The sequence below is a fragment of the Micromonospora parathelypteridis genome (assembly GCF_014201145.1).
Classification (GTDB): Bacteria; Actinomycetota; Actinomycetes; order Mycobacteriales; family Micromonosporaceae; genus Micromonospora; species Micromonospora parathelypteridis.
Genome location: NZ_JACHDP010000001.1, coordinates 6,403,372 through 6,428,855, shown reverse-complemented (window position 1 = coordinate 6,428,855; position 25,484 = coordinate 6,403,372). Strand labels below are relative to the sequence as shown.

Annotated in this window: 30 protein-coding genes; 21 read left to right on the top strand and 9 right to left on the bottom strand. The window is 72.5% G+C overall.

Annotation, left to right across the window (positions count from 1 at the left end):
• Complete coding sequence (locus HNR20_RS28900; protein WP_184186310.1) at positions 1–237, top strand: preprotein translocase YidC; 237 nt, start codon at positions 1–3, stop codon at positions 235–237.
• A gap of 7 nt (positions 238–244) precedes the next feature.
• On the opposite strand, the gene rnhA is transcribed toward HNR20_RS28900, so the two are convergent.
• The 5 genes from rnhA to HNR20_RS28875 form a co-directional block, all read right to left on the bottom strand.
• Positions 245–721, bottom strand: coding sequence for a ribonuclease HI (gene rnhA, locus HNR20_RS28895; RefSeq protein WP_184186307.1), 477 nt, complete (start codon positions 719–721; stop codon positions 245–247).
• A 96-nt stretch (positions 722–817) separates the two neighbouring features.
• Positions 818–2,719, bottom strand: coding sequence for an FtsX-like permease family protein (locus HNR20_RS28890; protein WP_184186305.1), 1,902 nt, complete (start codon positions 2,717–2,719; stop codon positions 818–820).
• Position 2,720: 1 nt separating this feature from the next.
• Positions 2,721–3,467, bottom strand: a complete 747-nt coding sequence (locus HNR20_RS28885) for an ABC transporter ATP-binding protein (protein WP_184186302.1) — start codon at positions 3,465–3,467, stop codon at positions 2,721–2,723.
• A gap of 65 nt (positions 3,468–3,532) precedes the next feature.
• Positions 3,533–4,789, bottom strand: coding sequence for a lycopene cyclase family protein (locus tag HNR20_RS28880; RefSeq protein WP_184186299.1), 1,257 nt, complete (start codon positions 4,787–4,789; stop codon positions 3,533–3,535).
• Positions 4,790–4,844: 55 nt separating this feature from the next.
• Positions 4,845–6,107, bottom strand: a complete 1,263-nt coding sequence (locus HNR20_RS28875; protein WP_229687254.1) for an MFS transporter — start codon at positions 6,105–6,107, stop codon at positions 4,845–4,847.
• A gap of 143 nt (positions 6,108–6,250) precedes the next feature.
• On the opposite strand from HNR20_RS28875, the gene HNR20_RS28870 reads away from it, so the two are divergent.
• The 8 genes from HNR20_RS28870 (at position 6,251) to HNR20_RS28835 (ending at position 12,470) form a co-directional block, all read left to right on the top strand.
• Positions 6,251–7,075: an ArsR/SmtB family transcription factor gene (locus HNR20_RS28870; RefSeq protein ID WP_184186296.1), complete on the top strand. Its 825-nt coding sequence runs from the start codon at positions 6,251–6,253 to the stop codon at positions 7,073–7,075.
• 397 nt (positions 7,076–7,472) lie between these two features.
• On the top strand, positions 7,473–7,958 hold the full coding sequence (locus tag HNR20_RS28865; RefSeq protein ID WP_184186293.1) for a hypothetical protein: 486 nt from the start codon (positions 7,473–7,475) through the stop codon (positions 7,956–7,958).
• An 87-nt stretch (positions 7,959–8,045) separates the two neighbouring features.
• Positions 8,046–8,657, top strand: coding sequence for a class F sortase (locus HNR20_RS28860; RefSeq protein ID WP_184186290.1), 612 nt, complete (start codon positions 8,046–8,048; stop codon positions 8,655–8,657).
• A gap of 108 nt (positions 8,658–8,765) precedes the next feature.
• Positions 8,766–9,866, top strand: coding sequence for a magnesium and cobalt transport protein CorA (locus HNR20_RS28855; protein ID WP_184186287.1), 1,101 nt, complete (start codon positions 8,766–8,768; stop codon positions 9,864–9,866).
• Between the two features lie 56 nt (positions 9,867–9,922).
• A complete protein-coding gene (locus HNR20_RS28850) occupies positions 9,923–10,690 on the top strand; it encodes an SGNH/GDSL hydrolase family protein (protein ID WP_184189222.1) in 768 nt (255 codons plus the stop codon).
• A gap of 47 nt (positions 10,691–10,737) precedes the next feature.
• Positions 10,738–11,157 carry a YchJ family protein gene (locus tag HNR20_RS28845; RefSeq protein WP_184186284.1) on the top strand — a complete coding sequence of 140 codons (420 nt, stop codon included), beginning with the start codon at positions 10,738–10,740 and terminating at the stop codon, positions 11,155–11,157.
• Positions 11,158–11,358: 201 nt separating this feature from the next.
• The gene (locus tag HNR20_RS28840) at positions 11,359–12,087 is read left to right on the top strand and encodes an SRPBCC family protein (protein ID WP_184186281.1); all 729 of its coding nucleotides are present in this window, start codon (positions 11,359–11,361) and stop codon (positions 12,085–12,087) included.
• Positions 12,084–12,470 carry a VOC family protein gene (locus HNR20_RS28835; RefSeq protein WP_184186278.1) on the top strand — a complete coding sequence of 129 codons (387 nt, stop codon included), beginning with the start codon at positions 12,084–12,086 and terminating at the stop codon, positions 12,468–12,470. Before HNR20_RS28840 ends, HNR20_RS28835 begins: the two co-directional genes overlap by 4 nt.
• Positions 12,471–12,515: 45 nt before the next feature.
• Here HNR20_RS28835 and HNR20_RS28830 read toward each other — a convergent pair whose 3' ends face one another.
• Both HNR20_RS28830 and HNR20_RS28825 read right to left on the bottom strand, forming a co-directional pair.
• Positions 12,516–13,802 carry an MFS transporter gene (locus tag HNR20_RS28830; protein ID WP_184186275.1) on the bottom strand — a complete coding sequence of 429 codons (1,287 nt, stop codon included), beginning with the start codon at positions 13,800–13,802 and terminating at the stop codon, positions 12,516–12,518.
• A 213-nt stretch (positions 13,803–14,015) separates the two neighbouring features.
• Entirely contained in the window at positions 14,016–15,059 is a 1,044-nt protein-coding gene (locus HNR20_RS28825; protein ID WP_184186272.1) for a mechanosensitive ion channel family protein, read from the bottom strand.
• Between the two features lie 212 nt (positions 15,060–15,271).
• On the opposite strand from HNR20_RS28825, the gene HNR20_RS28820 reads away from it, so the two are divergent.
• The 5 genes from HNR20_RS28820 to HNR20_RS28800 all read left to right on the top strand — a co-directional run bounded on the left by HNR20_RS28820 (position 15,272) and on the right by HNR20_RS28800 (position 19,808).
• Positions 15,272–16,402 carry a peptidoglycan recognition protein family protein gene (locus HNR20_RS28820; protein WP_184186270.1) on the top strand — a complete coding sequence of 377 codons (1,131 nt, stop codon included), beginning with the start codon at positions 15,272–15,274 and terminating at the stop codon, positions 16,400–16,402.
• Between the two features lie 141 nt (positions 16,403–16,543).
• Positions 16,544–16,957, top strand: coding sequence for a VOC family protein (locus HNR20_RS28815; protein ID WP_184186265.1), 414 nt, complete (start codon positions 16,544–16,546; stop codon positions 16,955–16,957).
• Between the two features lie 61 nt (positions 16,958–17,018).
• Entirely contained in the window at positions 17,019–18,593 is a 1,575-nt protein-coding gene (locus HNR20_RS28810; protein WP_184186262.1) for an FMN-binding glutamate synthase family protein, read from the top strand.
• Between the two features lie 115 nt (positions 18,594–18,708).
• Positions 18,709–19,230, top strand: coding sequence for a GNAT family N-acetyltransferase (locus HNR20_RS28805; protein WP_184186259.1), 522 nt, complete (start codon positions 18,709–18,711; stop codon positions 19,228–19,230).
• The gene (locus tag HNR20_RS28800) at positions 19,227–19,808 is read left to right on the top strand and encodes a GNAT family N-acetyltransferase (protein WP_184186256.1); all 582 of its coding nucleotides are present in this window, start codon (positions 19,227–19,229) and stop codon (positions 19,806–19,808) included. The genes HNR20_RS28805 and HNR20_RS28800 overlap by 4 nt, the downstream gene beginning before the upstream one ends.
• Here the strand turns inward: HNR20_RS28800 and HNR20_RS28795 are convergent.
• Positions 19,703–20,677: a helix-turn-helix transcriptional regulator gene (locus HNR20_RS28795; RefSeq protein ID WP_184186253.1), complete on the bottom strand. Its 975-nt coding sequence runs from the start codon at positions 20,675–20,677 to the stop codon at positions 19,703–19,705. The two genes, HNR20_RS28800 and HNR20_RS28795, sit on opposite strands and share 106 nt — an antisense overlap.
• Positions 20,678–20,772: 95 nt before the next feature.
• Between HNR20_RS28795 and HNR20_RS28790 the strand changes: the two genes are divergently transcribed.
• The 7 genes from HNR20_RS28790 (at position 20,773) to HNR20_RS28760 (ending at position 24,740) form a co-directional block, all read left to right on the top strand.
• Complete coding sequence (locus HNR20_RS28790; protein WP_184186250.1) at positions 20,773–21,210, top strand: VOC family protein; 438 nt, start codon at positions 20,773–20,775, stop codon at positions 21,208–21,210.
• 136 nt (positions 21,211–21,346) lie between these two features.
• Entirely contained in the window at positions 21,347–21,688 is a 342-nt protein-coding gene (locus HNR20_RS28785; RefSeq protein ID WP_110565305.1) for an ArsR/SmtB family transcription factor, read from the top strand.
• Positions 21,689–21,916 (top strand): hypothetical protein, encoded by a 228-nt coding sequence (locus HNR20_RS28780; protein ID WP_184186247.1) that lies wholly within the window; start codon positions 21,689–21,691, stop codon positions 21,914–21,916.
• The gene (locus tag HNR20_RS28775) at positions 21,913–22,503 is read left to right on the top strand and encodes a CDP-alcohol phosphatidyltransferase family protein (RefSeq protein ID WP_184186244.1); all 591 of its coding nucleotides are present in this window, start codon (positions 21,913–21,915) and stop codon (positions 22,501–22,503) included. The genes HNR20_RS28780 and HNR20_RS28775 overlap by 4 nt, the downstream gene beginning before the upstream one ends.
• On the top strand, positions 22,500–23,006 hold the full coding sequence (locus HNR20_RS28770; protein WP_184186241.1) for a hypothetical protein: 507 nt from the start codon (positions 22,500–22,502) through the stop codon (positions 23,004–23,006). The genes HNR20_RS28775 and HNR20_RS28770 overlap by 4 nt, the downstream gene beginning before the upstream one ends.
• Positions 23,007–23,076: 70 nt before the next feature.
• Positions 23,077–24,264 carry a DNA polymerase IV gene (dinB, locus tag HNR20_RS28765; RefSeq protein ID WP_184186238.1) on the top strand — a complete coding sequence of 396 codons (1,188 nt, stop codon included), beginning with the start codon at positions 23,077–23,079 and terminating at the stop codon, positions 24,262–24,264.
• A 122-nt stretch (positions 24,265–24,386) separates the two neighbouring features.
• Positions 24,387–24,740, top strand: a complete 354-nt coding sequence (locus HNR20_RS28760) for a hypothetical protein (protein WP_184186235.1) — start codon at positions 24,387–24,389, stop codon at positions 24,738–24,740.
• A 79-nt stretch (positions 24,741–24,819) separates the two neighbouring features.
• Here HNR20_RS28760 and HNR20_RS28755 read toward each other — a convergent pair whose 3' ends face one another.
• Positions 24,820–25,482 carry a ThuA domain-containing protein gene (locus tag HNR20_RS28755; protein WP_184186232.1) on the bottom strand — a complete coding sequence of 221 codons (663 nt, stop codon included), beginning with the start codon at positions 25,480–25,482 and terminating at the stop codon, positions 24,820–24,822.
• Positions 25,483–25,484 lie beyond the last annotated feature (2 nt).

Below are 25,484 nucleotides of genomic sequence, written 5' to 3'. Positions count from 1 at the left end.
GTGGGCTACCGAAAGCGCGACGGTGAGCTGCCGGGCGACCCGCAGCACAGCGAGGACGAGGCTGGCCAGGTGCCGTTGGTGCAGGTCGAGGCGGATACCGAGGTGCCCGCGCCGGCCGACACCGACGTACGGCCGGACATCGTGACCGAGGACGACAACTCGGGTGTCGCCGGCGGTTCGTCCGGCAGCAGCGGCGGCGGATCCAGCATGCCGGGCCACCCGGACGCGACCCGCTGACGCAGGCTCAGCGGCGGGCCGGTGCGGCCGAACGTGCCTCGGTCATGCCCTTGTTGGCCAGCCCGTCGGCCCGCTCGTTCTCCGGGTGCCCGTTGTGCCCCTTGACCCACAGCCAGGTGACCTGGTGGCGCTCGCAGGCCGCCTCCAGCCGCTGCCACAGGTCGGCGTTCTTCACCGGCTGCTTCGCGGCCGTCAGCCAGCCGTTGCGCTTCCACGACGCCAGCCAACTGGTGATGCCGTTGCGCACGTACGTGCTGTCGGTGTGCAACTCCACGGTGACCGGCCGGTTCAGGCTCTCCAACGCCTGGATGGCCGCCATCAGTTCCATCCGGTTGTTGGTGGTGGGCGTGGCCTCGCCGCCGCACAACTCCCGCTCGTGGTCGCCGTAGCGCAGCAGCGCACCCCAGCCGCCCGGCCCGGGGTTGCCACTGCACGCCCCGTCGGTCCAGATCTGCACGCCCCTGCCGGCCGCCGCGTCCACCATGCCCGGCAACCTACCGGTCGGTGACGCGACCTCCCGTGCTCGGGGGGCCGCCGCGCCGGACCGCATCGGCCTACCGTGATGAAATGGTGGAAACCGCTACTCTTCGGCGCCCATCAGCGTGATCGGCGCTGGGCGGGTGGCGACCCACGAGGTCACGACGCTCGCCGTCGCCGTCGCCATCAGAGCGGCCCCGACGACCACCGCGACGAGCGTCCACGGCAGGTCGAGGGTGGCTGTCCCGGTGACGGCCTCGGTGATGCCCAGCACCCCGACGAACGTGGATCCGGCGGCGAGCCCGCCGAGAACGATGCCGGCCGCCGCGACCGCGACCGCCTCCAGCAGCGCCGAGCCGACCACCTGTCCGCGCCCGAGCCCGGTGACGCGTGCGGTGGCGAACTCCCGTCGACGCGTGGCCGCCCCGATCACCACCGAGTTGACGACGCCGATGAGCGCGTACAGCCCACCCAGGCCGAGCACGATCAGCATCACCTTGTCGTTGGTGGAGGCACGGTTCTTCGCGTCGGCGCGGAGCCAGGAGTCCAGATCGGACACCGTGCCGATCGCCGCGAGTGCCGCGGCCACGGCCGCCGGGTCAGCGTCGGGCGCCAGGGACACGAACGACCTCGTCGGTGCGTCGGCCAGCAGGGCGGGCGGTACGACGTCGGGGGGCAGGAGCAGCCCCGCGCCGCCGCTGAGCGTCTCGGGAACCGACGCGAGCACCGGCAGCTCGCCCAGATCGGTGCCGGGGAGGCCGACGCGTACCGTGCCCCGCTGCGGCACCCCGCCGCCGGGGCCAGCGGCCACGCCCCGCCCGCTCAGCCGGGCGACCGCGTCGCTGCCCGGGTGAGCGGCGAGGTAGGACGCGGGGTCGATGACGAGCGCCGACGCGCCCTCCGACTCGATGTCCTCGCCGTGTCCGGTCCGGACGATCGCGGGGATCGACGCCTCGGTGGACGCCGCTGCCACGCCGGGCACCGCCGCGACGGCGGCACCGATCGGGCCGGTCCCGTCGACCACCAGGTCCGCCCGGGTCCTTTCCCGCAACTCGGCGACGGCCGAAGTCTGGATGGACGTGCCGGCGCCGGCATTGCCGAAGACCAGCCCGACGAGCACGATCAGCGGCGCGGCCACCGACGCGCTGCGCCGGCGGTCGTCGCGCAGGTTCGCCCGGGCGAGTCCGGCCGCCACCCCGGCCCCGGTGGGGACGAGGCGACCGAGCAGCGGCACGAGGAACGGCGAGAACGCGGCGAGGGCCACCACGGCCGGCATGGCGATGTTCATCACGACGGCCTGCCCGCCGGCCGCCCCGGCGTGCGGGGCGACGATCACCATGGCGGCCGCGCCGCCGGTGAACAGCAGGCCGGCGATCCACCGGCTCGCCGTCATGACGCGCGCGGACGCACCGGTGTCCCGCAGCGCCTCCAGCGGGCGGACCTGACCGGCCCGCCTGGCGGCGACCAGCGCGCCTCCGAGGGCCAGCACGACGCCCGTCCCCAGCGAGACGGCCAGGATCCAGGACCGCCATTCGCCGGTGAACCCGTGGGGCACGAAGCCGGCGGAGACGAGCAGCCGGGTCTGAATCGCCATCACCCCCAGCCCGGCGGGGATCCCGACCGCCGCGCCGAGGCTGCCGAGCAGCACCGCCTCGCCGAGCAGCAGGCGGCGCACCTGCCGACGGCTTCCACCGGCCAGACGCAGTAACGCGAGGTCGCGGCGGCGCTGCGTGACGGTGAACGCGAACGTCGAGCTGACGATGAACCCGCCGAGGAACGTGGCGGCGCCCATCACCACGCCGAGGACCGCCACCGCCGCGGTCGCGTTGTCGTCGAACCTCATCCGCTCGGCCGGGTCGAGGCCCTCCGGCGGGACGAGCGTCGCCGCCGAGATGAGCAGCAGCAGCGATGACTGCACCAGCGCCACGCCGAGAGACACCGACAGCACGGCGCCGACGAGGACGGGGAAGCGTTCGGCCACGCCGGCGCGGCTCATGCCCAGCATGTCACTGCTCCAACGTCGCGAGCCGGTCCGCGACCGCGCGCGGCCCGGCGCCGACCAACCGGTCGACGATGCGCCCGTCACGGAGGAACACCACCGCGTCCGCGCGGGCGGCCGCACCCGGGTCGTGGGTCACCATCACGATGCTCTGGCCGCCGTCGGCCATCGCGCGCAGCAGGTTCAGCGCGGTGCGGGCGGCGGTCGAGTCCAGCGCGCCGGTCGGCTCGTCGGCGAACAGCACCTCGGGCCGGGTCACCATCGCGCGGGCGATCGCCACCCGCTGCTGCTGCCCGCCGGAGAGCTCACGCGGCCGGTGCCGGGCCCGGTCGGCCAGGCCCACCGCGGCGAGCGTGTCGCGGACCACCGACCGCGACGGACGTTGGCCGGCCAAGCGCAGCGGCAGGGCGACGTTCTGTTCGGCGGTCAGCGAGCCGATGAGATTGAACCCCTGGAACACGAAGCCGACCCGGGTACGACGCAGGGCCGTCAGCTCCCGATCGCCGGCGGCGGTGATGTCGGTCCCGCCGAGCAGCACCTGTCCCGCGTCGACACGCTCCAGCCCGGCCGCGCAGTGCAGCAGCGTCGACTTGCCGGACCCGGACGGGCCCATGACGGCCGTCCAGCCGCCGCGCGGGAAGTCGATCGTCACGTCGTCGACTGCTCGCACGGCGGCTGCTCCCCGGCCGTAGGTCCGGCTGATTCCGCGCAGCGCCACCGCGGTGGCCGTCACCGTGACAGTGGTTGTCTCCATACCTCCGAGGCTAGGAACGGACAGGGCCCCGCGTCGCTGCCGCTGTCCCCCCGGCCGTGGTAGGGCTACCCGGACCTGTCGCGCACGGTGTCTTCCGGCGTAGCGCGTGCCACCGCCGCCGGGATGGCCGGCGCCGGCCGGCTGGGGCGCAGCCGGTCGCGGACACGGTGCGCCGCGTCGCCAGCGGTGGCGGCGATCATCGGCAGCAGCCGGGTCGAGTTCATGATCGCGACCTCCTCGGCCGGGGTGGTGACGCCGTCGAGGAAGCGCAGCACCCGCTCGGCCGGGTTGCGGTCGAAGAGCCGGTCGAAGAACTCGGGTCCGCCCACCCCGCCACGGTCCAACGCCCGCAGGGCCACCGCGTCCATCCACCGGTGCCGGCGCGGGTACGCCGCCGCCGGCACCGGCGCTCGGCCCGCCGCGAGGGCGCGGGCCACCTGGTCGGCCTGGCGGTACATGGCGGAGAAGGTGAAGCCGGTGGACGGACGGGTCGCACCACCAGCCGTGCCGAGCCGGACCACGCGGGGTGAGGGCCGGGGCGGGAACGGCGCGTCGGTCATCGGAATCACGCCGTTCTCCACCTCGCGCACCCGCAGCCGGGCCGGATCGAGCCCGAGCAGGTTTCGGTAGCCGGCCAGCGCGGCGTCGTACCCGGCGTCGCTGAGCAGAACCGGCGAGAACTCGGTGTACTCGACCAGCGCGTAACGGTCGCTCACCGGCAGCACGTACCCGAAGGACACGCCCCGGGGCGGCTGCGGGGTGCGGAAGTCCATCAGCACGGCACGCGCCGCGTCGAACGTGGGCCGGTCGGCCTCCAGCCACCAGCCACGGAAGTGCTGCAACCAGGTCGTCCGCCCCGCCCGCGCCGGTGGGCGGGGGCGGGAGTCGAGCACCCAGCCGGCCCGTACGGTCTGCCCGTCGCCGACGCGCACCACCACCCGCGTGCCGTCGTCGGTCAGCGTGTCGGCGGGGGCGACGATCCGGGTGACGTCGAGCCGGCGCTCGGCCTCGGCCGCCCGGTCGTAGACCGGGCCGGAGCGGAGCATGGCGTACCGCAGCGGGGTCAGGTCCAGGACGCGGCGCCGCGTCTCCGTGGCCACCTCGACCTGCTGCCAGCTCGCGCTGAGCAGTGGGTCCAGGTCGACGTCCGGGTGACCCCAGAACGCCCAGGTGCGGTCCTGACCGCGTCGGCGCACCGGGTCGACGACGGCGATCCGCAGGTCGCGGACGCCGTGCCGGTCCAGTGCGGCGAGCAGCAACGACGCCGCGCCGCCGCCGCCGAGCAGCGCGAGGTCGACGTCGAGCGGCGCGGAGTCGGTCACCCGCACCACGCTGCCACACCGTCGCGCGCCAGCACCGGATGGGCCGGAACGGCGCTCAGGCCACCGGGGCGGGCGACTCGACCGGGGGCGGGTCGGTGTAGGCGTGCGCGACAGCCGCGCGGTTGAAGACCCGCCAGGTGGCGACGGAGACACCGATCGCCACCACCAACCCGACCCAGTACGGCGCGGTGATGCCGAAGCGGGCGGCGAGCACCCCGCCGAGCAGAGCACCCACGCAGTTGCCGCCCGCCGCCACGAAGAGGGTCGTGCTGGCCACCCGCCCCTGCAAGGCCGCCGGGGTGAGTCGTTGGCGCAGGGAGTTCGCCACGATGTTCCACAGCGCGCCGTGCACACCGAAGGCGAAGAGCGCGACCCCGACCACGATGGTGCTACGGGAAGCGGCCAACGCCAGGTGCAGCCCCGCCTCGATCAGCAGACCGACCCGGATCGTCCAGGTGGGGCTGATCCAGGCGATGATCCGGTCGCCGAGGAGCGCGCCGAGCACCCCACCGCAGGCCATGCAGGTGAACAGCAACCCGTACCCGACAGACCCGAGTCGTAGCCGCTCGCCGGCGAGCAGCACCAGCACGGCAAGCGCGGCGGTGAGGGTCACGTTGAGCAGGCCGATCAGCACGGCCATCGTGCGCAACAACCGCTGCTGGGCCAGCCAGCGAAGCCCCTCGGCGATCTCGCCGCGCATCGAGCGGCGTACGCCGACGTCGGTTGCGGCGGCCCGGAAGTCGCCAGCGATCAGCGCCACCAGCACCGCGCTGAGGGCGTACGTGACGGCGTTGACGAGGAACGGGCTGCCCGCCGAGAGCGCGAACAGGAAGCCACCGAGCGGGCCGGCGAGCATGCTGTGCATGAGGGTGGCGCCACCGCTGAGCCAACCGTTGGCGCGCTCCAGGCGGTGCCGTGGCACCACGCTCGGCACCATGGCCTGACTCGCCGCGCGGAACACGATCTCCCCGGTGTTGACCAGGAACAACACCGCGTACAGCAGCGCCACCCCGCCGTGGCCGGTGAGGATCGCGGTGGCCAGAACGGCGAGCGCGACCACCCGGACCAGGTCGATGACGATCATCAGGCGGCGGCGGTCCATCCGGTCCACCAGCACCCCGCCGGGCAGGGCGAAGAGCAGCCAGGGCAGCCACGCCACGGCGGACGCCCCGGCCACCACGAGCGGATCGGAGGTACGCGAGGCGACGAAGAGGGGCGCGGCGACGGTGGCCAGGCCGCTGCCCAGGGCCGAGAGGGTGCTGGCCGCCCAGAGCCGGGCGAACACCGTGCCCAGACCAGCCTCCGTGTCCCGTCTCACGGCCAGCGAACCTACCAGTGCCGCCGCACGGCCGACCGGGATTTATCCCACCGGCAGAAGCCTCGGGCGGTCAGGTTGACATGCAACCGGCTGGCTGCCTATGTTGACATGCAACCAATCGGTTGCATGTTGAGGGAGGGTCGATGGACGAGGCGTTTCGGGCGTTGGCCGATCCCAGTCGGCGTCGGCTGCTCGATCGGCTCAACGAGCGCAACGGCCAGACCCTGCGCGAGCTTTGTGACGGGCTGATGACGACCCGACAGGCGGTCAGCAAGCACCTGTCGGTGCTGGAGGCAGCCAATCTCGTCACGACCGCGCGGCGCGGCCGGGAAAAGCTGCACTACCTCAACGCCGCCCCGATCAACGCCATCGCCGACCGGTGGCTCAGCCGCTACGACCGCGAGCGGGCGGCAGCGCTCGCGGACCTGACCACAGCATTGGAGCGCCAACCCATGGAGAGCCCCACGTTCACCTACACCACCTACGTCACCACCACCCCGCAACGCCTGTGGGCCGCGCTCACCGAGCCGGCATTCACCCGCCGCTACTGGGGTGGAGTCGCCCTGGTGTCGGACTGGCAGGTCGGGTCACCGGTGCTGTGGCAGGACGCGCCGGGCGACGAGCCTCGTGACCTCGGCCAGCGCGTGCTGATCGCCGAGCCGCATCGTCGCCTGTCCTACAGCTGGCACGGCTTCCAGCCCGAACACGCCGCGCATTTCGGCTGGTCCCCCGAGGACCTGGCCGCCCGGCTCGGCGAGCGCCGGTCGAAGGTGAGCTTCGAGATCGAGCCGCACGGCGCGTCGGTCGTCCGGCTGACCGTCATTCACGACGACTTCTCCGCCGACAGCGAGATGCACCGGGCGATCAGCGGCCAGCTCGACGGCAGCGGCGGCTGGCCCGAGCTGCTGGCCAGCCTCAAGACCCTGGTGGAGACCGGCGAGCCGGTCCCCGCGCAACCCGCCGGCTGACCGGTCGCGCCCATCCGACACCGTCGTCGAGATCCGCACAACTTCAGCGATGTAGTGGCCTGCGGAACCCCCGAGGCCGCTACATCATGGAAGTTGTGCGGATCTTGGACAGGTGACGCGATACCTCGCCATCGGCCCAGCACCTCGCCATCGGCCCAGCGGCGACAGCCCGACCGGAGGGACATCGATCGGAGCACCGGTGCCGGTCGGGTCGTCCGGGCCTTTCCGCAGCTCTCCCCGCCTTCGGGTGGACACGTGACGGCAACGAGGATTTCTCATTTTCACCTGATCGAGGACCCAACCCACCTAGTGTTGGGCACACCGGTGCTAGTCACGGAGTTGGCCACCCGAACGACGTCCCACGCAGTCAGCGGACGAAAAGTGAGGGAAGACGCGTATGAAGGTCTCAACAGCACTCTGCTCGGCGGCGCTCGGCGTGGGCCTCGGCACGCTCCTGCTGCCAGGCGCCGCGCTGGCCGACACCACGGTGTCACCAGCCACCACACCGGTCGGTGGGACCGTCGTGCTCACCGCGACGACCTGCAACCCGAAGTCGGGTGACGCCATCTTCCGGGTCACCGGCCCCAACCGCGACCAGAACGTCCGATCCACCACGGCCGCCGCCGGCGGCGGACTGAGCGCCGAACTCTTCACCGCCGGGTTCACCCTGGGTACGTACACGGTGGCGGCGACCTGCGGCGACGGCAGCTCGGCCGGCAGCGCGTCATTCACCGTCACCCCGATCGGCGGCGCACCGGCCGGCTCCGGCGGCGACAGCCACGACACCGGCGCTCTGGCCGCTGGCGGCACGCTGCTCGGCACCGCCCTCGCCGGCGCGGTGATCCTGATCCGCCGGCGACGTCCGGTGTCCACTGTCGCCTGATCGGCGGCCGCTCCATCCCTGAGGACGGGTGCCCGCGCCGGTGACACCGGCGCGGGTACCCCGACGATCCGTTACGGAGGTGTCCACGTGTGGTGGCGGCGGAGCCTACCGGCCGTGGTGGCCCTGCTCGGCGTGACCGGGCTGGGACTGATCACCGTCGGCCTCACCGCCGACCCGGCACAGCCTCCACGGCCGCCGGCCGACGCGCCGAGGCGCACCCACCCCGCACCGGACCTGGCACCGCTGCCGCGCGCCGCCCCGGTCCGGGTGCAGATCCCCACCATCGGCGTACGCGCGGAGGTCGTCCCGGTCGGCGCGAACGCCGCCGGGGTGCTGGAGGTGCCACCACTGGACCGGCCCACCCTCGCCGGCTGGTACCGGCACGGGGTCAGCCCCGGCGAGACCGGCAACGCCGTCCTGGTGGGACACGTGGACTCACCAGCCGGCCCGGCGGTCTTCTTCGACCTCGGTCGGCTGCGCACCGGCGAGCAGATCCAGATCACCCGCGCCGACACACAGGTCACCACCTTCACCGTGGATGACGTCCGCGCGTACCCCAAGGACCGCTTCCCCTCCGCGCTGGTCTACGGCCCGGCCGACGCCGCCGGGCTACGCCTGATCACCTGTGGCGGCCGGTTCGATGCCGCGACCGGCAACTACGTCGACAACGTCGTCGTCTTCGCCACCCGCACCGCCTGAGCGCCCCGCCCGCCTGTCGGGAGCCGGACCCTGCTCGGCAGAATGCGGTGACACCATCCCTGCGGGCACCGCGATCGGGGCGGTGCGCCGGCGACGGGGAGGCACACGGTGGATCAGCGACCGGTACGGGACCGGGCCGGTCGAGGCGTACGCGCCCTGGCCCGTCGACTACTCGGCCGGGTCGAGGGAGACGCCCCCACCCCACGCCGGTCCAACCCGGACGCCGTCGTCGACTGCGCCGTCTACGTCAACGGCAGACGCGAGCCCGGCCAGCGGCACTACGCCGACGCGTACGCCCGCGCGCGGCACGTCCGCGACGCGTTCGTGTGGCTGGGGTTGCACGACCCCGGCCCGGCCGTGCTCGCCGCGGTCGGCCGAACCTTCGGCCTCGACGAGCTGACCGTCGAACAGGCGCTCGCCGACGGGCACCGGCCCACCGTGCAGCGCCATGGACCGGTCACGCTGCTGGTGCTGCGCACCGCCGGGTACGTGGAGCACGAAGAGCTGACCGACACCTCCGAGGTGATCGACACCGGGGACGTGATGGTGCTGATCGGCGACCGGTTCGCCATCACCGTCCGGCACGGCGCCGCCGGGGCGCTACGCAGCGTCCGCGCTGACATCGAGCGCCGACCCACCCTGCTGGCCGCCGGACCATGGGCGGTGGCGTACGCGGTCTGCGCCCGGATGGTCGACTCCTACCTGGAGGTGGCCGGACACGTGGAGCGCGACCTGGAACGGGTCGAGGAGGCCGTGTTCGCCCGCGACCGAAGGGCCGACATCCAGCACATCTACCAGCTCAAGCGGGAGGTGGTGGAGTTCAAACGGGCGGTCCTGCCATTGCAGGCACCCATGCGTACGCTGCTCGACCCCGACGGCCCGCCACGCACCCTGCACCGCTGGTTCGTCGATGTGGACGGCCGGCTGAGCCGGGCGGTCGACCGGGTGGCCGCGTACGACGACCTGCTCACCTCGATCGTCCAGTCGCGACTGGCCCAGCTCGCCGTGGAACAGAACAACGACATGCGCAAGATTGCCGCGTGGGCGGCCATCGCGGCCACCCAGACCGGCATCGCTGGCATCTACGGCATGAACTTCGACCACATGCCCGAGCTGGCCTGGCGCTACGGCTACGGGGGCGCGGTGACCCTGATGGCGATCGCCGCCCTGATCCTGTACCGCCTGTTCCGCCGCTCCGGCTGGCTCTGATCCCTCCGCCCCGGCGGTGCGCGGGTGGGCGGCCAGCGACTACCGTCGCCGGGGTGATGTGGCAGCGATACGTGGCGATCGGTGACAGCACCACCGAAGGGCTCGACGACCCGGACGGCAACGGCGGCTACCGGGGCTGGGCCGACCGGTTCGCCCTGGCGGTGGCCCGCGCGCAGGGTGGTCTGGAGTACGCGAACCTGGCCATCCGTGGCCGGACCACCGCGCTGATCCGCGCCGAGCAGCTCCAGCCCGCCCTCGACCTGGCCCCCGACCTGGCCACCGTGGTCGCCGGCATGAACGACATGTTGCGCCCCTCCTTCGACGCCGACCGCATCGCCGGGGACATCGCGGTGATGCAGCGGGCGCTGGTCGAGCAGGGGGCCACCGTGCTGACGTTCACGATGCCGGATCCGACGCCCGTGATGCCCCTGGCCCGGCCGCTGCGCGGTCGGATGTTGGCGTACAACGAGGCGCTGCGGGCCGCCACCGCGCAGACCGGCGCCACCATGGTCGACCTGGGCGCCCACCCGATCGCCTCGGATCCCCGGCTGTGGAGCGACGACCGGCTGCACGCCAACAGCGCCGGCCACGAGCGGATCGCCGCCGCGCTGGCGTACACCGCGGGTCTGCCCGGGTTCGACGACTCGTGGACACAGCCGTTGCCGCCGGCACCACGGCGACGCCGCGGCGAGGTGCTCGGCGCGGAGCTGGCCTGGACCCGCCGGCACCTGCTGCCCTGGCTGGCTCGGCACCTACGCGGCCAGTCGTCCGGCGACGACCGGGTCGCGAAACGTCCGGTGCCGCTGCCGGTGTCTCTGGACTAGCGACGGTCGGCCTCCGGGGCCGGCCGGCGGTGCGGCAGGATGGCGGGGTGGGTAAGGGTGCGGCACGACGACGGGCGGACACGACGACGGGACGGGCCTGCCCGTGCGGCTCCGGCCAGGCGTACGCGGACTGCTGCGCCCCGCTGCACGGCGGCGACGCGCAGGCGCCGACGGCCGAGGCGTTGATGCGCTCCCGGTTCAGCGCCTTCGCCCTCGGCAACACCGGCTACCTGCTGCGCAGCTGGCACTCCTCGACCCGGCCCGCCGTCCTCGAACTGGACCCGGGGCAGCGGTGGACCCGACTGGAGATCGTCGAGACCGAGCGGGGTGGTCTGCTCGACACCGCCGGCACGGTGACGTTCCACGCCCACTACCGGGACGCGGGCCGGCCCGGCGCGTTGACCGAGCACAGCCGGTTCGTTCGTGAGGACGGCCGATGGGTCTACCTCGACGGCGACCAGCCCTGACGGCTGCGCCGACACCCGGAGTGAGCGTAGGATGACGTCGGCGTAGTCCTGCGCCGCACCTCCCTCCCGGCGCTCACGCCGCCGGCAACGCGGAGGCAAAGGGGGCCTGGAGCTCTCGGGACGTGGTGCCACATGCCCCACTCCGGCGGGGTCGACGGGAGCGTGGGTCCCGGTGACCGTGCCGTTGACCGGGAGCATGTGATGACCAACCAGAGATCGTTCAAGGCCCGGGTCCGAACCCGGATGGCGAAGACCGGCGAGAGCTACACCACGGCCCGCCGGCAACTGCTCAATCGGGCCGCCCAGCCAGCCTCGGCCGCGCCGCCACCTCCGGAGCCCACCCCGACGCCGCGGCCCGGGTCCGCCGCCGCGCAGACCGAGCGCATCGCCGACGACCTGATCCACGCCCGCAGCGGCCGGCGCTGGGCCGACTGGTTCGCCCTGCTCGACGCGGCGGCGGCCACCGAGTGGACGCACACCCAGATCGCCCGCCACCTGGTCGCCGAGCACGAGGTGCCGGGCTGGTGGGCACAGACCATCACCGTCGGGTACGAGCAGGCACGCGGCCTGCGAGCGCCTGGTCAGCAGCGCGGCGGTGGTTTCTCGGCCAGCGCCAGCCGGACGGTGGCGGTGCCGGCGCTGCGGCTGTACGAAGCGTTCGCCGACGAGACGGCACGCGCCCGCTGGCTTCCCGACGTCGACGTACGCGTCCGCACCACCACCGCGCCCCGCAGCTTCCGGGCCGACTGGGTCGGCGGCCCCACCCGGATCGTCGTCGGCTTCGACGCTGTCGGCGAGTCGAAGACGCGGGTCAACGTCCTGCACGAGAAGCTGACCGGGGCCGAGCAGGCCGCGGAGCTCAAGGCGTACTGGCGGGAACGGCTCGCCGTGTTGAAGGAACTGCTCGAGTCGAACGGAGACCACCGATGACCATGACGTTCATCAACCTGCCGGTGCGCGACCTGAGCACCGCCGCCGAGTTCTACCGGGCGCTCGGCTTCGTCGCCGACCAGACCGAGCCGACCGGGGACAGCCTGGCGCTCACCATCTCCGACGGCACCCGGCTGATGCTGCACGTCCGCTCGGCCTTCGAGGCGTACACCGGGGTTTCCGCCCCGGACACGGCCACCAGCCGAGAGGTCATCGTGGGGCTGTCGGCGCAGAGCCGGGAGCAGGTCGACGAGCTGGTCGACCAGGCGGCGGTCGCCGGTGGGGAGTCGCTCGGGCCGGGAGTGGCCAACGGGCCGATGTACATGCGTGGCTTCCGGGACCTCGACGGCCACCAGTGGTCGTTCCTGCACATGTCCTCCTGAGCGCGCTCCCGGCGGCGGCCACACCGGCCGCCGCCGGGGCCCTGGTCAGTCGGGTCCGGTCGCGGCAGCCGCGGCGACACCGGCGGGCGCCGCCGTGGTGCGCCGGTGGCGGGTCAGCACCACCAGCCCCACGATGAGATACGGCCCGGCCGTCACCGCGAACGCCACCGCGTTGCCGGCCGCCGTGGCGAGCAGGCCAAAGCAGACGTACGTCCCGATGATCAGCACGTCGGTGGCCATCCCCGCCATCGAGGTGACGGTGGCGCGGCTGCTGCCGGTGATCCGGGCCTGCAGCCGCGCGTCGGCCAACACGGTGGCCAGTTGCGCGGCCCCGAACGCCACCGCGAGCAGCACGAACCCGGCCGGGTGCTCGAGGAGTGCGCCCCCGGCCAGCGCGACGCCGACGAGGCACAGCAGAGCGCCGTAACCCCGGTGGCTCAACCGCTCCCCCGCCGGGGCGAGCAGCCCTCCGACGGTCACCCCGGCCCAGAGCAGCAGGAGCAGCAACGGCACGGCCTGCGCTCCGACGCCGGTGTCCAGGGCCAGCAGCGGCGTGAACTCGTCCAGCGCACCCCAGTCGGCGGTCACGACGGCGACCAGCAGCACGGCGGCCCGTACCGGCGGGCGCGTGCGAACCTGCGCCACCCCGGCCCGGAGCGTGTCCCACCAGCCCAGGTCACCATCGTCCGGGTCGGCCGGTGCGGCAGTTCCGGACACGCGTTCCCCGGGCACCTCGGCGGACGATGGGCGGTGCTCCGGAAACCGGGTGGCGACCACTGTGGCGAACAGGCAGGCGAGCACGCTGGCCGCGCCGACCACCGGGTACCCGCCGACGGCGAACACCGGGCCGGCGAGCACTCCGGAGCACACCACCCCCAGCACGCCCGCCGTGCGCGCGCGGCCGAGCACCCGGGCGTACCGTCCGACCGCGCCGAGCCGGTCCAGCTCGGTCCAGACCAGCGCCTCCAGCGCGCCGGAAACCAGCGCGCCGGCCGCGCCCCAGAGCAGGAAACCAACCGCGAACGCCGGGTACGACGGCACCAGCACCCACAGCGCGAAAGCGGCGGCGGTCACCAGCGGGGCGAGGCACAGCAGCAGGCGGCGGGACACCACGTCGGCCCACGCGCCGGACGGCACCTCGAACAGGATGCCGGCGGCCGACCAGACGACGAAGAGCGACGAGATCTGCCCCACCGACAACCCGGTGTCGGCGAAGAACACCACGTACAGCGGGTAGAGCAGGACGAGGTCACTGAGGAACGCGTACCCGTAGAGGGTGGCCGTCAGCCGGCGGACCGCCGGGTCGGGCACGCGCGAGGCGAGGTGAGTCATGAGGCCTTCCCGTGGGAGTGGAGACGGACACCGGTCGTGCGGTGCCCGTGGTGGCCCACGGGATCGGTCTACGCTGCGGGATCAATGTCGCCAGGTCATGCGGCGATGCTAGACGTGCTGCGCTGCGCCGGCCAGCGTTTTCGACCTGCCGGACAACGCGTCAGCGGGGCGGGGATCCCGCGAGGGACCCCACCCCGCTGATGCCACGGCGGGTCAGCGCCGGTGCGGATCGACCGGCGGGATGACCGTGGTGGTCTCGCTGTCGTCGTTGGTGCGCTGCCCGGGCACCGCGCCGCCGGCGCTCACCACCTGGGTCGTGTCGGCATCGCCCCGACCAACCACCTGGGTCGTGTCGGCGTCGCCCCGACCAACCACCTGAGTCGTGTCGGCGCTGTGGTCGACCGGTCGGGTCACCACCTGGGTGGCCTCCGCGTCGGCAGGCCGGGTCACCACCTGGGTGGCCTCGGGATCGGTGGCGACGGTCGACGGCCGGGTCGACTCAGCACCCGGTCCGGTGGTGACGGTCGACAGGCGGGCCTGCTCGGCCTCGGCGTCGCGGCGGCCGTCCCGGTAGGCGCGGGCGTGCGAGGCGATCAGCTGCGACTCCTGCTCGGCACGGGTCAGCCACCCCTCCCACCGGCTCTGCATCGGACGGATCAGGCCACCGCCGACCCCGACGACGAGGATTCCGCCGACGGTGGCCAGCACGGCGATCAGCACGGGAGTGGTGACCGCGGTGGCCACGCCGATCTGGTTCAGCGCCGCGATGACGCCGAGGCCGAGGATGAACACCGAGGCGATGTTGGCCAGCACCCGGCCGTACGACAGGCCGCCGAGCGCACCGCTGATGATGTCCTTGACCGCGTTGGCGATGGCGGCGGCGACCACGACGATGACGATCGCGACGAAGGCACGGGGCAGCCACGAGATCACCGCGGCGAGCAGGTCGGAGATCGGGTTCGGCCCCCAGATGCCGAAGGCGAGCTGGAGGGTGAACAGCAGCACGGCGTAGTAGACGAGCTTCGCGACGATGTCGCTGGCGTCGTACCGGGAGCGACTCAACGCCCGACGGACGCCGCCGCGTTCGACGGCGCGGTCGAAGCCCACCCGCTCCAGGACCTTCTCCACGATCTTCAACACGGCCTTGGCGATCAGCCATCCGGCCACCAGGATCGCCAGGAAGGCGACGGCCTTGGGCACGAAGAGCATCACCGAGCGGAGGGCGTCGCCCACCGCGTCGCTGACGTTGTCACTCATGTGGTCATTCCTTTACGCGGGGCAGCCGGGATGGTCGTTCCCCGACCTACCCCCGACCCCGCGCGCGGAAACGCCGGCCACTTACGGTCCGAATGATCAATTCGCGCGCCGGGCCCTCTAGCGCGCCGGTGAGTTTTGGCAATATCCTCCGGAGCACGTGCGCCACTGGAGCTACTTTTCATCCCCGCCGTCGGCCGCAGGAGGAGATGTCAATGCACGTCGACCATTCCGAAGTGGATCGCCGGACACTGCTGCGGGCCGGCCTCGGCGCCGCCACGGTCGCCGTCGTCGGGAGTGAACTCGCCTTCCCCGGCGCGGCCCACGCCGCCCCCGGCACCGACCTGGACTGGATCATCAGCTGCGACGAGTGGGCCGCCCGCCCGCCGAAGGATCCGCTGTCGGTCAGCGCCACCGCCACCAACAAGATCATCGTGCACCACATGGCGTTCCCGAACGTCACCGACTACTCCCGCGAGCAGGCCGTCAAGCTGGCGCACGACTGCCAGGACCTGCACATCGACGGCAACGGCTGGTCGGACACCGGCCAGCACTTCACGGTGAGTCGGGGCGGCTACGTGCTGGAAGGTCGCCGGGGCAGCCTGGAGCGACTCGAAGCCGGCGACCGGCAGATGATCTCGGCGCACTGCCCCGGCGAGAACGGCCGGGCCATCGGCATCGAGAACGAGGGCACCTACGTCACCGAGACGCCGCCGAAGGCGCTGACCGACTCGCTGGTCAAGCTCTGCGTCACCATCTGCCGCCAGTACGGGCTGCACGCGCACGACATCTTCGGCCACTGGGACTTCCGCACCACCGAGTGCCCGGGCGCCGCCTTCTACCGGCAGTTCCCGGACCTGCGGCGGCGGGTCCACGCAGCCCTCGGCACCAAGCTCGGTGACGTGCCGGCGCGCCGCTGGCCCGACCTGTGGCGCTTCGTCAACTCCCCCTCGGTCCGGGTGGTGCAGCACCTGCTCGCCTACCGGGGCTACGCGGTTACGGTCAGCGGCACGTTCGACGCCGCGACCGTGACCGCCGTGCAGGACTGGCAGGCCCGCAACGGCATCCCCGTGGACGTGGACGCCACCCTCACCCCGCCCACCTGGGAGACGCTGGCGCCGGAACTGAACCAGCACGCCACCGGCGCGCCGGTCACGGCCGTGCAGGAGATCCTCGCCACCAAGGGGTACGCGGTCACCGTCACCGGGGCGTACGACCACGCCACCCGGGCGGCGGTGCAGGACCTGCAGGCGCTGCACGGCCTGCCCCGTAACGGCAAGCTCAGCACGAGCACGTGGTGCACGGTCGTCGGCGGGTCGGTCCGCCAGTCGTACAAGCACCGCTGATCCGACGAGTACGACGGCGGCGGTGCGGGGCGTACCCGCACCGCCGCGCGGCGTTTCACCAGCGCAAACCTGCGCGCGCCTCGTTGTCCGCCCTCCAACGGTCTGCGACGATGACGCCGACCAGGACCAAGGAGGGGTGCCGTGCAGACGCGACTCAACCCGTACCTCAACTTCCCCGGCACGGCCCGTGCGGCGTTGACCTTCTACCATCGCGTGTTCGGTGGCGATCTGACGGTGAACACCTTCGGCGATTTCGGCAACCCGGATCCGGAGCTGTCCGACCAGGTCATGCACGGGCAGCTCGAGTCCCCCAACGGCCTCACCCTGATGGCCTCGGACCTTCCGCCCGGGATGACCCACCAGCCCGGCACCAACATCACGATCAGCCTCAGCGGCGACAACCACGACGAGCTGGTCGGTTACTGGGAGCAGCTCTCCGCGAGCGGTTCGGTGACGGTCCCGTTGGAGAAGCAGATGTGGGGCGCCGAGTTCGGCCAGTGCGTCGACGCGTACGGCATCGCGTGGTTGGTCAACATCTCCCCGCCCGAGTCCTGACCAGCCCGACGGCGCGGCCCGGCCGGTTTGGCCCGCAGCGTGGGCGGAAAGAGTGCCGGGCATGAGATGGGCCCGTCGAACCGTACCCGCCGTCGCAGCCGCCGTGGCGGCGCTCGCCGCGCGGGATCTGCTCCAGCGCGACCACGCACTGCTGCGCAACTTTCCGGTGCTCGGCCGCGCCCGTTACCTGTTGGAGGCGATCGGGCCGGAGCTGCGGCAGTACATCGTGGCCGGCAACAACGAGGAACGGCCGTTCACCCGCGACCAACGCCGCTGGGTGTACGCGTCGGCCAAGCAGGAGAACAACTACTTCGGCTTCGGCACGGACAACGACATCGAGCACACCGCCGGGTACCCGATCATCAAGCACCGCACGTTCGGCCGGGCGGTGCCGCCCTCGACGCCGACCGCCGGGCACGACGTGCGGTTGCCCTGCGCGAAGGTGCTCGGCGCGGCTCGTGGGCGGGTCCACGCGTTCCGACCGGAGTCGGTGGTCAACATTTCCGGGATGAGCTTCGGCTCGCTCTCCGGCAACGCCATCACCGCCCTGAACAAGGGGGCCGCGCTCGCCGGCTGCCTACAGAACACGGGCGAAGGCGGCCTGTCGCCGTACCACCGCAACGGTGGTGACCTGGTCTTTCAACTCGGGACGGCGTACTTCGGGTGTCGCGACGAGCAGGGCCGGTTCAGTCTGGGCCGGCTGAAGGACCTGGTCGCCGGCTCACCGGTGAAGGCGTTGGAGATCAAGCTGAGTCAGGGGGCCAAGCCGAGCCTCGGTGGGCTGCTGCCCGCGGCGAAGGTGTCCGCCGAGATCGCCGACACCCGGGGCATCCCCGCCGGACGGGACTGCGTCAGCCCGTCCCGGCACGCCGAGTTCTCCGACTGCGACAGCCTGCTCGACTGGGTGGAACTGCTGGCCGCCGAGACGGGCCTACCGGTCGGCATCAAGTCGGCGGTCGGGGACCTCGACTTCTGGCAGGAGCTGGCCACCCTGATGCGCGACACCGGCCGGGGCGTCGACTTCGTGACGATCGACGGCGGCGAGGGTGGCACCGGCGCCGCGCCGCTGATCTTCACCGACTCCGTGTCGCTCCCGTTCCAGCAGGGCTTCTCCCGGGTGTACAAGGTCTTCGCCGAGCACGACCTGCACGAGCAGGTGGTCTTCGTCGGCAGCGGCAAGCTCGGCCTGCCGGACAACGCCATCGTGGCCTTCGCGCTCGGCTGCGACCTGGTCAACGTCGGTCGCGAGGCGATGCTGTCGATCGGCTGCATCCAGGCGCAGAAGTGCCACACCGACACCTGCCCCACCGGTGTCGCAACCCAGAACGCGTGGCTCACCCGGGGCCTGGACCCGACGTCGAAGTCGGTCCGGGCGGCCAACTACCTGCGGACGTTGCGCCGCGACCTGACCAAGGTCGCCGAGGCCTGCGGCGTGGAGCACCCCGGCCTGATCGGCACCGACGCCGTGGAGATCCTGGACGGCCGCACCGGCTCCACCCCACTGCACGAGGTGTACGGCTACCGGCCGGAATGGGGTCTGCCCTCGCCGGCCGACCAGGCGGAGATCGTTCGGCTGATGACGGCGCAGGCGCCACGGGGCGGCAGCGCCCCGCCGTCGGCTACCGCCGTCGGGTGAGGCTCACCCGGGCCTGCCAGTGTTCTCGATGCCTGCCATGTTCTCGATGAGCACCGGCAGTCGACGCACGATAAACCCGTGGAGCCGGCGCCGGGGCACGCCTTAGGGTGACGCCGTGCTGATCAGACGCGAGACACCCGCCGACGTCGACGCCATCCGGGCGGTGCACTCCGCCGCCTTCGCCAAGGCGGACGGCGTTGGCGTACCGGTCGAGGCGACCCTGGTCGACGCGCTGCGCGCCGACGAGGGCTGGCTGCCCGCGTACTCCCTGGTGGCGACCGACCCGGACGGCCAGGTGGTGGGGCACGTGGTGGCCACCCGCGCCCGGGTGGCCGGTGAGCCGGTGGCGCTCGGGCTGGGACCGCTCGGTGTGCTGCCCGAGTGGCAGCGGCGCGGGGTTGGCGAGGCCCTGATGCACGCGGTGCTCGGCGCGGCCGACGCCCACGACGAGCCGCTGGTGGTGCTGCTCGGTCACCCCGACTACTACCCACGGTTCGGGTTCCGGCCCGCCGTGGAGTTTGGCGTCACCCCGCCGCAGCCGTGGGGTCCCCAGTATTTCCAGGCCCGACCGATGAACGCGTGGCGAGAGTCGATCCGCGGCGAGTTCCGCTACGCCCGCCCGTTCGAAGACCTGTGACCCGACCCCACATCCGCCGGCGACGCGCCACCGACCTCGACGGCTGCGTCGCGGCGCTCGCGGACGTCCACCGGGCCGACGGGTACCCCCTGAACTGGCCCGCCGACCCGCACCGGTGGCTACGCGAACCGCACCCGGCGCGCGCCTGGGTCGCCGTCGACTCCGACGCGGCAATCGTCGGACACGTCGCGGTGCACCGGGTGCCCGGCCCGGTGGACGGGCCTCCTGCCCGGCCGACCGCCGAGGTGGCGCGTCTCTTCGTGATACCGGCCGCCCGAGGGTTGGCGCTGGGCAGCGCGCTGCTGGCCCGGGCCCGGCAATGGGCGAGTGCGCGTGGGACGGATCTGGTGCTCGAGGTGACCTCCAGCAGCACCGCGGCCGCCGCCCTCTATGAGCGCACCGGTTGGCGGTGCACCGGCACCAGCACAGCTCCGTGGACCGCCCCGGACGGCGGCTCGGTGTCGCTGCGCCACTACACGCTGCGTGGTGACGCCGCACCGGCCATCGCCGTGAGACGGCGGGCGAGCTGGGCGGCGGCCTCGCGCAGCTCCGGCGGCTCCAGCACCTCCACGTCGTAACTCAGCCGGGCAATGTGCGCGGCGACCCAGTCCAGGCTCTCCCCGCCGACGACCAGCACACACCACCCGTCGCGATCGTCCTCAACCCGCCCCACCTGCGGCGGGACCATGTCACGCACCCGATCGGCCGGGGCGTGCACGCGCACCCGGGCGAGATGCCGGTACGGCGCCTCGGTCACCGACCGCTGCACGAAGGCGACCGGATCCGGGTGCACGCGCACCCGGAAGCGCCACGTCGTCGCCACCGCCGCCCGCATCCGGTCCAGGCGGAACGTACGCCAGTCGTCGCGGTCGACGTCCCAGGCCATCAGATACCAGCGGCGGCCCGTGGTGACCATCCGGACCGGCTCGACCGTCCGCTCGTGCTCCCCGCCGTCGCGACCGGCGTACCGGAACCGGACCCGCACCGCGTCCCGACAGGCACGCGCGAGTGTCATCAGCAGCTCGGCGTCGATCTCGGCGACCGGGCCGATGAGGGTCTCCGTCGAGCCGTGCACCGCCCGCACCTCGGCGCGCAGCCGCGACGGCATCACCTGATCCAGCTTCGCGAGAGCCCGCAGCGCCGCCTCGCCGGCTCCGGCGACCGTGCCGCCCGAGGCGAGCCGCAGGGAGATCGCGGTGGCGATCGCCTCCTCGTCGTCGAGGAGCAGGGGCGGCAGCCGAGTGCCCGCGCCGAGTCGATAGCCGCCGCCGACGCCCGCCGTGGCGTGCACGGGGTAGCCGAGCGTGCGCAGTCGCTGCACGTCGCGGCGTACACAGCGGCCGGTGACCCCCAGCTCGGCGGCGAGTTCGGCGGCCGTGCAGGACGGGCGTCGCTGCAACAGCGCCAGCAGCCGCAGCACCCGTTCGGTCGTCGCCTCGACAGTCACCGGCCGATCGTTGCACAGATAGCGGAACGTCCCTGTCCGCTATTTCGGAGAGGGTGCAGATCATGACCGACCAGAGCAGAAAACAGGGAGCTGACATGGCACGCAGCGTGCAGATCACGTTCGACTGCGCCGACCCTGCCGCGTTGGCGGCGTTCTGGGCCGAGGCGCTCAGCTACCAGGTGCAGGCCCCGCCCGGAGACTTCGAGTCATGGGAGGAGGCGCTGGAAGCGATGGGGGTGCCGCCGGAGAACCGTAACGACGCGTCGGCGGTGGTCGACCCCGAGGGCGCGGGACCCCGCCTGTTCTTCCAACGGGTCCCCGAGCACAAGCAGGTGAAGAATCGCGTACACCTCGATGTGCGAGCCGCTCCGGGGCTGGAGGGCGACGAGCGGATGGCGGCCCTGGAGGCGGAGGCCGTCCGGCTCGGTTCGCACGGCGCCACCCGGCTGGATCGCCATGAGCCCGCTCCCCCGCTGGCGGGCGGTCACATCGTGATGGCCGACCCCGAGGGGAACGAGTTCTGCCTCGACTGATCGGGCCGCACAGCTGACCCACCCCCGAGCGGACCGCAAGGGGTCTCGGTGCGCAACGCCACGGTCGGCGTTGCGCACCGAGTTGACACTGGCGCTTGCTCATGCCAATAATAGTTGGCATGAGCCAAGGTGAGCTATGGGAGAGTTGAGCGGCGACCGACTGATCGAGGTCCTTGCCACTCTGGCCAGTCCGCACCGACTGCGTGTGCTCGCCGCACTGACCGGCGGACGCGCCTACGTCTCACAGCTCGCCCGCGATCTGGGCATCAGCCGCGCGCTGCTGCAGGTGCACCTCAAGAAGTTGGAGAAGGCCGGGCTGGTCACCGCGCATCTGGAGTTGTCCGAGGACGGCAAGGCACTCAAGTACTACGAGGCCACGCCGTTCTCGCTGCACCTCACGCCCGACGTGGTGGCGGTCGCCGTCACAACCCTGAGCAACGCCGGTGACGGCGACGCCGTACCGAAAGGAAACAATTAGATGGACATCACCGCCTCGGTCTTCCTCGTAGTCGTCGCCGCCCTGCTCATCGCGGTCATCTGGTATGCGAGCGTCCGCACACGGACCGCCGTGTCCGCCGAAATGCAGCGGCAGTACGCCGAGCAGGCCGCCGAAACCCAGCGCCTGCTGACCGAGATGAGCGCACAGTTGGCCGACCTGAACCGGCGCACCACGGACATGCAACGCATCCTCAAGGACGCCGAATGACCGCACTCAGCCTCAGTCCGCCGGTCACACTGCTCAACGTCCCCAACGCCATCACCGCCGTACGGACGGCCGTCTCCGTCGGGCTCGCCGTGGCGGCGCTGACCCACCGCAGCGCTCACCTGCTCGTCGCCGCCTACCTGATCTACTGGATCGGCGACATCCTCGACGGTGTCGCCGCCCGCGCCCTGGGACAGGAGACGCGCACCGGCGCGGTCTTCGACATCGTCGCCGACCGTGCCTGCACGTCGGCCTGCGCCGCCGCGCTGGTCGTGCTGCGGCCCGCCACGGCCCTGCCGATCGCGGTGTTTCTGGTCCAGTTCATGGTCATCGACCAGTTGCTGAGCCTGATGTTCCTGCGCTGGCCGCTGCTGAGCCCGAACTACTTCGCCCACGTCGATCGGCGCATCTACCGATGGAACTGGTCGCCGCCGGCGAAGGCGCTGAACACCGCCGCGGTGGTGCTCCTGGCGATCTTCGCGCCGATGGCCGCGGCCGTCGCGTTCGCCCTCGGGGTCGCCGCGGTGAAGGTCGTCTCGTTGGTCTGCGCCGCCAAGTTGCCGGCGGGCCTGTCGCACGCCCGGCCATGATCGCCGCCCTGGCGGCCGCGGCCGTCGGGCTCCTCTCGGCCTTCCTGCCGTTCACCCCGGCCGAGCCGTACCTGATCGCGGCCGCGGCGACGACCGGCGCGCCGCCCGTGGCGCTCGGCGTAGCCGCCGCTGTCGGCCAGACCGCCGGCAAGATCCTGATCTTCCTCGGCGCGCGGGGCGCGATCCGCTCGGCCTGGCTGCAACGCCGCCTCAGCCGACGCTCCGCCGCGCCGGCACGACCGGGCCGACTGGGCCGACTGGGCCGGATGCTCGCGCGGCCGAAGGCGGCCGGTGCGCGACTCGTCGAGGTGATGGAACGCCCTCACCAGTCGACCGGGCTGCTGCTCACCAGCGCCGTCACCGGATTTCCACCGCTGCTGGCCGCCAGCGTCTACCTGGGCCGCACACCGATGCGCCCGGTCGCCTTCGCGGCGACGTGCCTGCTGGGCCGAGCGATCCGCTTCGTGACGGTCGCGCTGGCCCCGCAGCTCGCCGGCTACTGAGCGCCGGCCGCCGACCCGTCCCAACCCAGCTCAGTGCCACTTTCGCCGGCCGTCATGCGAACATGTGTACGTGTCGCCCGACGCCAACATCCTGCACGCCGACCTGGACGCGTTCTACGCGTCGGTCGAGCAGCGCGACGACCCGCGCCTACGCGGGCGGCCGGTGATCGTCGGTGGCGGCGTGGTCCTCGCGGCCAGCTACGAGGCGAAGGCGCGGGGCGTACGCAGCGCGATGGGCGGCCAGCAGGCGCGCCGACTGTGCCCGGACGCGATCGTGGTGCCGCCCCGGATGTCGGCGTACACGGCGGCGAGCCGCGCGGTCTTCGAGATCTTCCGACAGACCACGCCGCTGGTCGAGGGGCTCTCCATCGACGAGGCGTTCCTGGACGTGGGTGGCCTGCGCCGGCTGGTCGGGCCACCGGCCGACATCGCCGACCGGCTGCGTCGGGAGGTCCGTGAACAGGTCCACCTGCCGATCACGGTGGGCGTGGCCCGGACGAAGTTCCTGGCGAAGGTGGCCAGCGGGGTGGCGAAACCGGACGGGCTGCTGGTGGTCCCGCCGGACGGCGAGTTGGCGTTCCTGCACCCGCTGCCGGTCGAGCGGCTGTGGGGCGTCGGCCCGGTCACCTCCGCGAAGCTGCGGGAGCACCGGATCCGTACCGTCGGGGAGGTGGCCCGGCTCGGCGAGGCTGCGCTGGTGTCACTGCTCGGCGCGGGCGCCGGCCGGCACCTGCACGCTCTGGCCCACAACCGTGACCCCCGGGCGGTGCAGGTCGGCCGCCGTCGCGGTTCGATGGGCGCGCAGCACGCGTTGAGCCGTACCCCGCATGCTCTGGTGGAGCTGGATGCCATCCTCGCGGGCCTGGTCGATCGGGTCAGCCGGCGGATGCGGGCAGCCGGGCGGGCCGGTCGCACGGTGCTGCTGCGGCTGCGCTTCGGCGACTACACCCGGGCGACCCGCTCGCACACCATCGGGAAGGCAACGGCCGACACGACGTCGTTGCTCGCCGCCGCGCGAGCGTTGCTGCGGGCCGCACTGCCCGAGATCGATCGCCGTGGTGTGACGCTGATCGGTGTCTCGGTGGGCAACCTGGACGACAACCCGGTGCAGCCGGAGCTGCCGTTCCTCCGCAACCCGGGTGCGGAGTTGGATGCCGCGGTGGACGCGGTCCGCGACCGATTCGGATCGGCGGCGCTCACCCGGGCAGTGCTGCTCGGTCGGGATCCGGGCGTCGAGATGCCACTGCTGCCTGATTGACCGATCCGTCAGCCGCGTTCGGAGGTCGAACTGCGACCGGAGACACATCACAGCAGGTCGGCGGTTTAGCCGGCCGCTGACGGGTGACCCTTGAGGTGCACAACTTCCAAGGGGGGCCCACGATGTCCGACGACACCAGCAACCGACCGAGCCGTCACGCCGAGCGCCCGCACGACGTGACCGACCCCCTGCTCTGGCAGCTGGCGATCGACGTGCTGAGCGCCCACGAGCCGGACGACGAGGGTCACTGCCGCAACCTCCAGTGCGCCGGGCAGTCGTGGCCGTGCGCGGCCCGCAAGGGCGCCGAGCAGTCGCTGCGGCTGTCGCGCAGCACCCCGGCGTCGGACGAGGACGCCAGTGCCGAGACCGGCGCGGGCTGGCCCGGTGACAGCGCGGTGCCGGCCCCCCGCTGGGGCTGGAACGCCGGCCCGGTGGCGTCGCACCGGGGGCCGAAGGCGTCCGCCTCCGCGGCCTGACGGCGGCCCGTCGGGGCGCGGCACGGGGGCTGATCGGCACCACACCCACTGATGCTCGGCCGGTGACCCGGCCGAGCATTCAGCTGTCGTGACGGAGCCAGTCGACGATGCGGCGCAGCAGCTCCACGTGCCCCGGCGACTCGTACGACCGGGCGTCGTGGCCGAGCGCGCTGTAGACGATCCGGCTGCTCCCGACGGTGCGCGCCCAGACGAGTGGGTGGGTGTCGCCGCCCTCGTCGTGAACGTAGAGGGGCTCGACGTCGACGCCGTCGATCAACTCCAGGTCGGTGTAGCGCTCGTCGAAGACCTCGAAGTCCCCGAGCCCGGTGCTGATCGGATGATCGACACCGCTGTGCCGGACGAGGCTCGGGCCGATCGGCGGGTGGAAGGTCCGACCGTGTTGCCAGGCGGCGCCGATCGCGGATCGCCAGCTCGCCTGCTGGGGGAACGCGAGCGTGGCGCTGTGTGTGGCGAGCAGGCTGCCGCCACGGGCCAGGAAGCCGTCGAGGATGCGGGCGAAGGTCTCATCGTCGGGGATCGGGGCCGGACGGTCGGCGCTGGCGTTCACCACCAGCAGGCGCGCACCGTCGAGTGCGGCGTCGAGCTGGTCGACGGACGTCACGATCGCTACCGAGCCCGGATCACCGATCAGTGTGGCCAGCGCGGCGCTGGTTTCGGCCAACGGGTGCCAGGGGTCGGCGTGTGCGCCTTCCCCGCTGAAGATCACAGTGTCGAGAGGCATGA

What these genes read in the sequence shown, in the direction of transcription:
- rnhA (WP_184186307.1), bottom strand. Translation starts at nt 721, where the DNA reads ATGGTGGACGCGGCGGCCGGCAGGGGCGTGCAGATCTGGACCGACGGG.
- HNR20_RS28890 (WP_184186305.1), bottom strand. Translation starts at nt 2,719, where the DNA reads ATGCTGGGCATGAGCCGCGCCGGCGTGGCCGAACGCTTCCCCGTCCTC.
- HNR20_RS28885 (WP_184186302.1), bottom strand. Translation starts at nt 3,467, where the DNA reads ATGGAGACAACCACTGTCACGGTGACGGCCACCGCGGTGGCGCTGCGC.
- HNR20_RS28870 (WP_184186296.1), top strand. Translation starts at nt 6,251, where the DNA reads ATGGACGAGGCGTTTCGGGCGTTGGCCGATCCCAGTCGGCGTCGGCTG.
- HNR20_RS28865 (WP_184186293.1), top strand. Translation starts at nt 7,473, where the DNA reads ATGAAGGTCTCAACAGCACTCTGCTCGGCGGCGCTCGGCGTGGGCCTC.
- HNR20_RS28850 (WP_184189222.1), top strand. Translation starts at nt 9,923, where the DNA reads ATGTGGCAGCGATACGTGGCGATCGGTGACAGCACCACCGAAGGGCTC.
- HNR20_RS28840 (WP_184186281.1), top strand. Translation starts at nt 11,359, where the DNA reads ATGACCAACCAGAGATCGTTCAAGGCCCGGGTCCGAACCCGGATGGCG.
- HNR20_RS28835 (WP_184186278.1), top strand. Translation starts at nt 12,084, where the DNA reads ATGACCATGACGTTCATCAACCTGCCGGTGCGCGACCTGAGCACCGCC.
- HNR20_RS28830 (WP_184186275.1), bottom strand. Translation starts at nt 13,802, where the DNA reads ATGACTCACCTCGCCTCGCGCGTGCCCGACCCGGCGGTCCGCCGGCTG.
- HNR20_RS28825 (WP_184186272.1), bottom strand. Translation starts at nt 15,059, where the DNA reads ATGAGTGACAACGTCAGCGACGCGGTGGGCGACGCCCTCCGCTCGGTG.
- HNR20_RS28820 (WP_184186270.1), top strand. Translation starts at nt 15,272, where the DNA reads ATGCACGTCGACCATTCCGAAGTGGATCGCCGGACACTGCTGCGGGCC.
- HNR20_RS28810 (WP_184186262.1), top strand. Translation starts at nt 17,019, where the DNA reads ATGAGATGGGCCCGTCGAACCGTACCCGCCGTCGCAGCCGCCGTGGCG.
- HNR20_RS28790 (WP_184186250.1), top strand. Translation starts at nt 20,773, where the DNA reads ATGGCACGCAGCGTGCAGATCACGTTCGACTGCGCCGACCCTGCCGCG.
- HNR20_RS28785 (WP_110565305.1), top strand. Translation starts at nt 21,347, where the DNA reads ATGGGAGAGTTGAGCGGCGACCGACTGATCGAGGTCCTTGCCACTCTG.
- HNR20_RS28780 (WP_184186247.1), top strand. Translation starts at nt 21,689, where the DNA reads ATGGACATCACCGCCTCGGTCTTCCTCGTAGTCGTCGCCGCCCTGCTC.
- HNR20_RS28775 (WP_184186244.1), top strand. Translation starts at nt 21,913, where the DNA reads ATGACCGCACTCAGCCTCAGTCCGCCGGTCACACTGCTCAACGTCCCC.
- HNR20_RS28770 (WP_184186241.1), top strand. Translation starts at nt 22,500, where the DNA reads ATGATCGCCGCCCTGGCGGCCGCGGCCGTCGGGCTCCTCTCGGCCTTC.
- HNR20_RS28760 (WP_184186235.1), top strand. Translation starts at nt 24,387, where the DNA reads ATGTCCGACGACACCAGCAACCGACCGAGCCGTCACGCCGAGCGCCCG.
- HNR20_RS28755 (WP_184186232.1), bottom strand. Translation starts at nt 25,482, where the DNA reads ATGCCTCTCGACACTGTGATCTTCAGCGGGGAAGGCGCACACGCCGAC.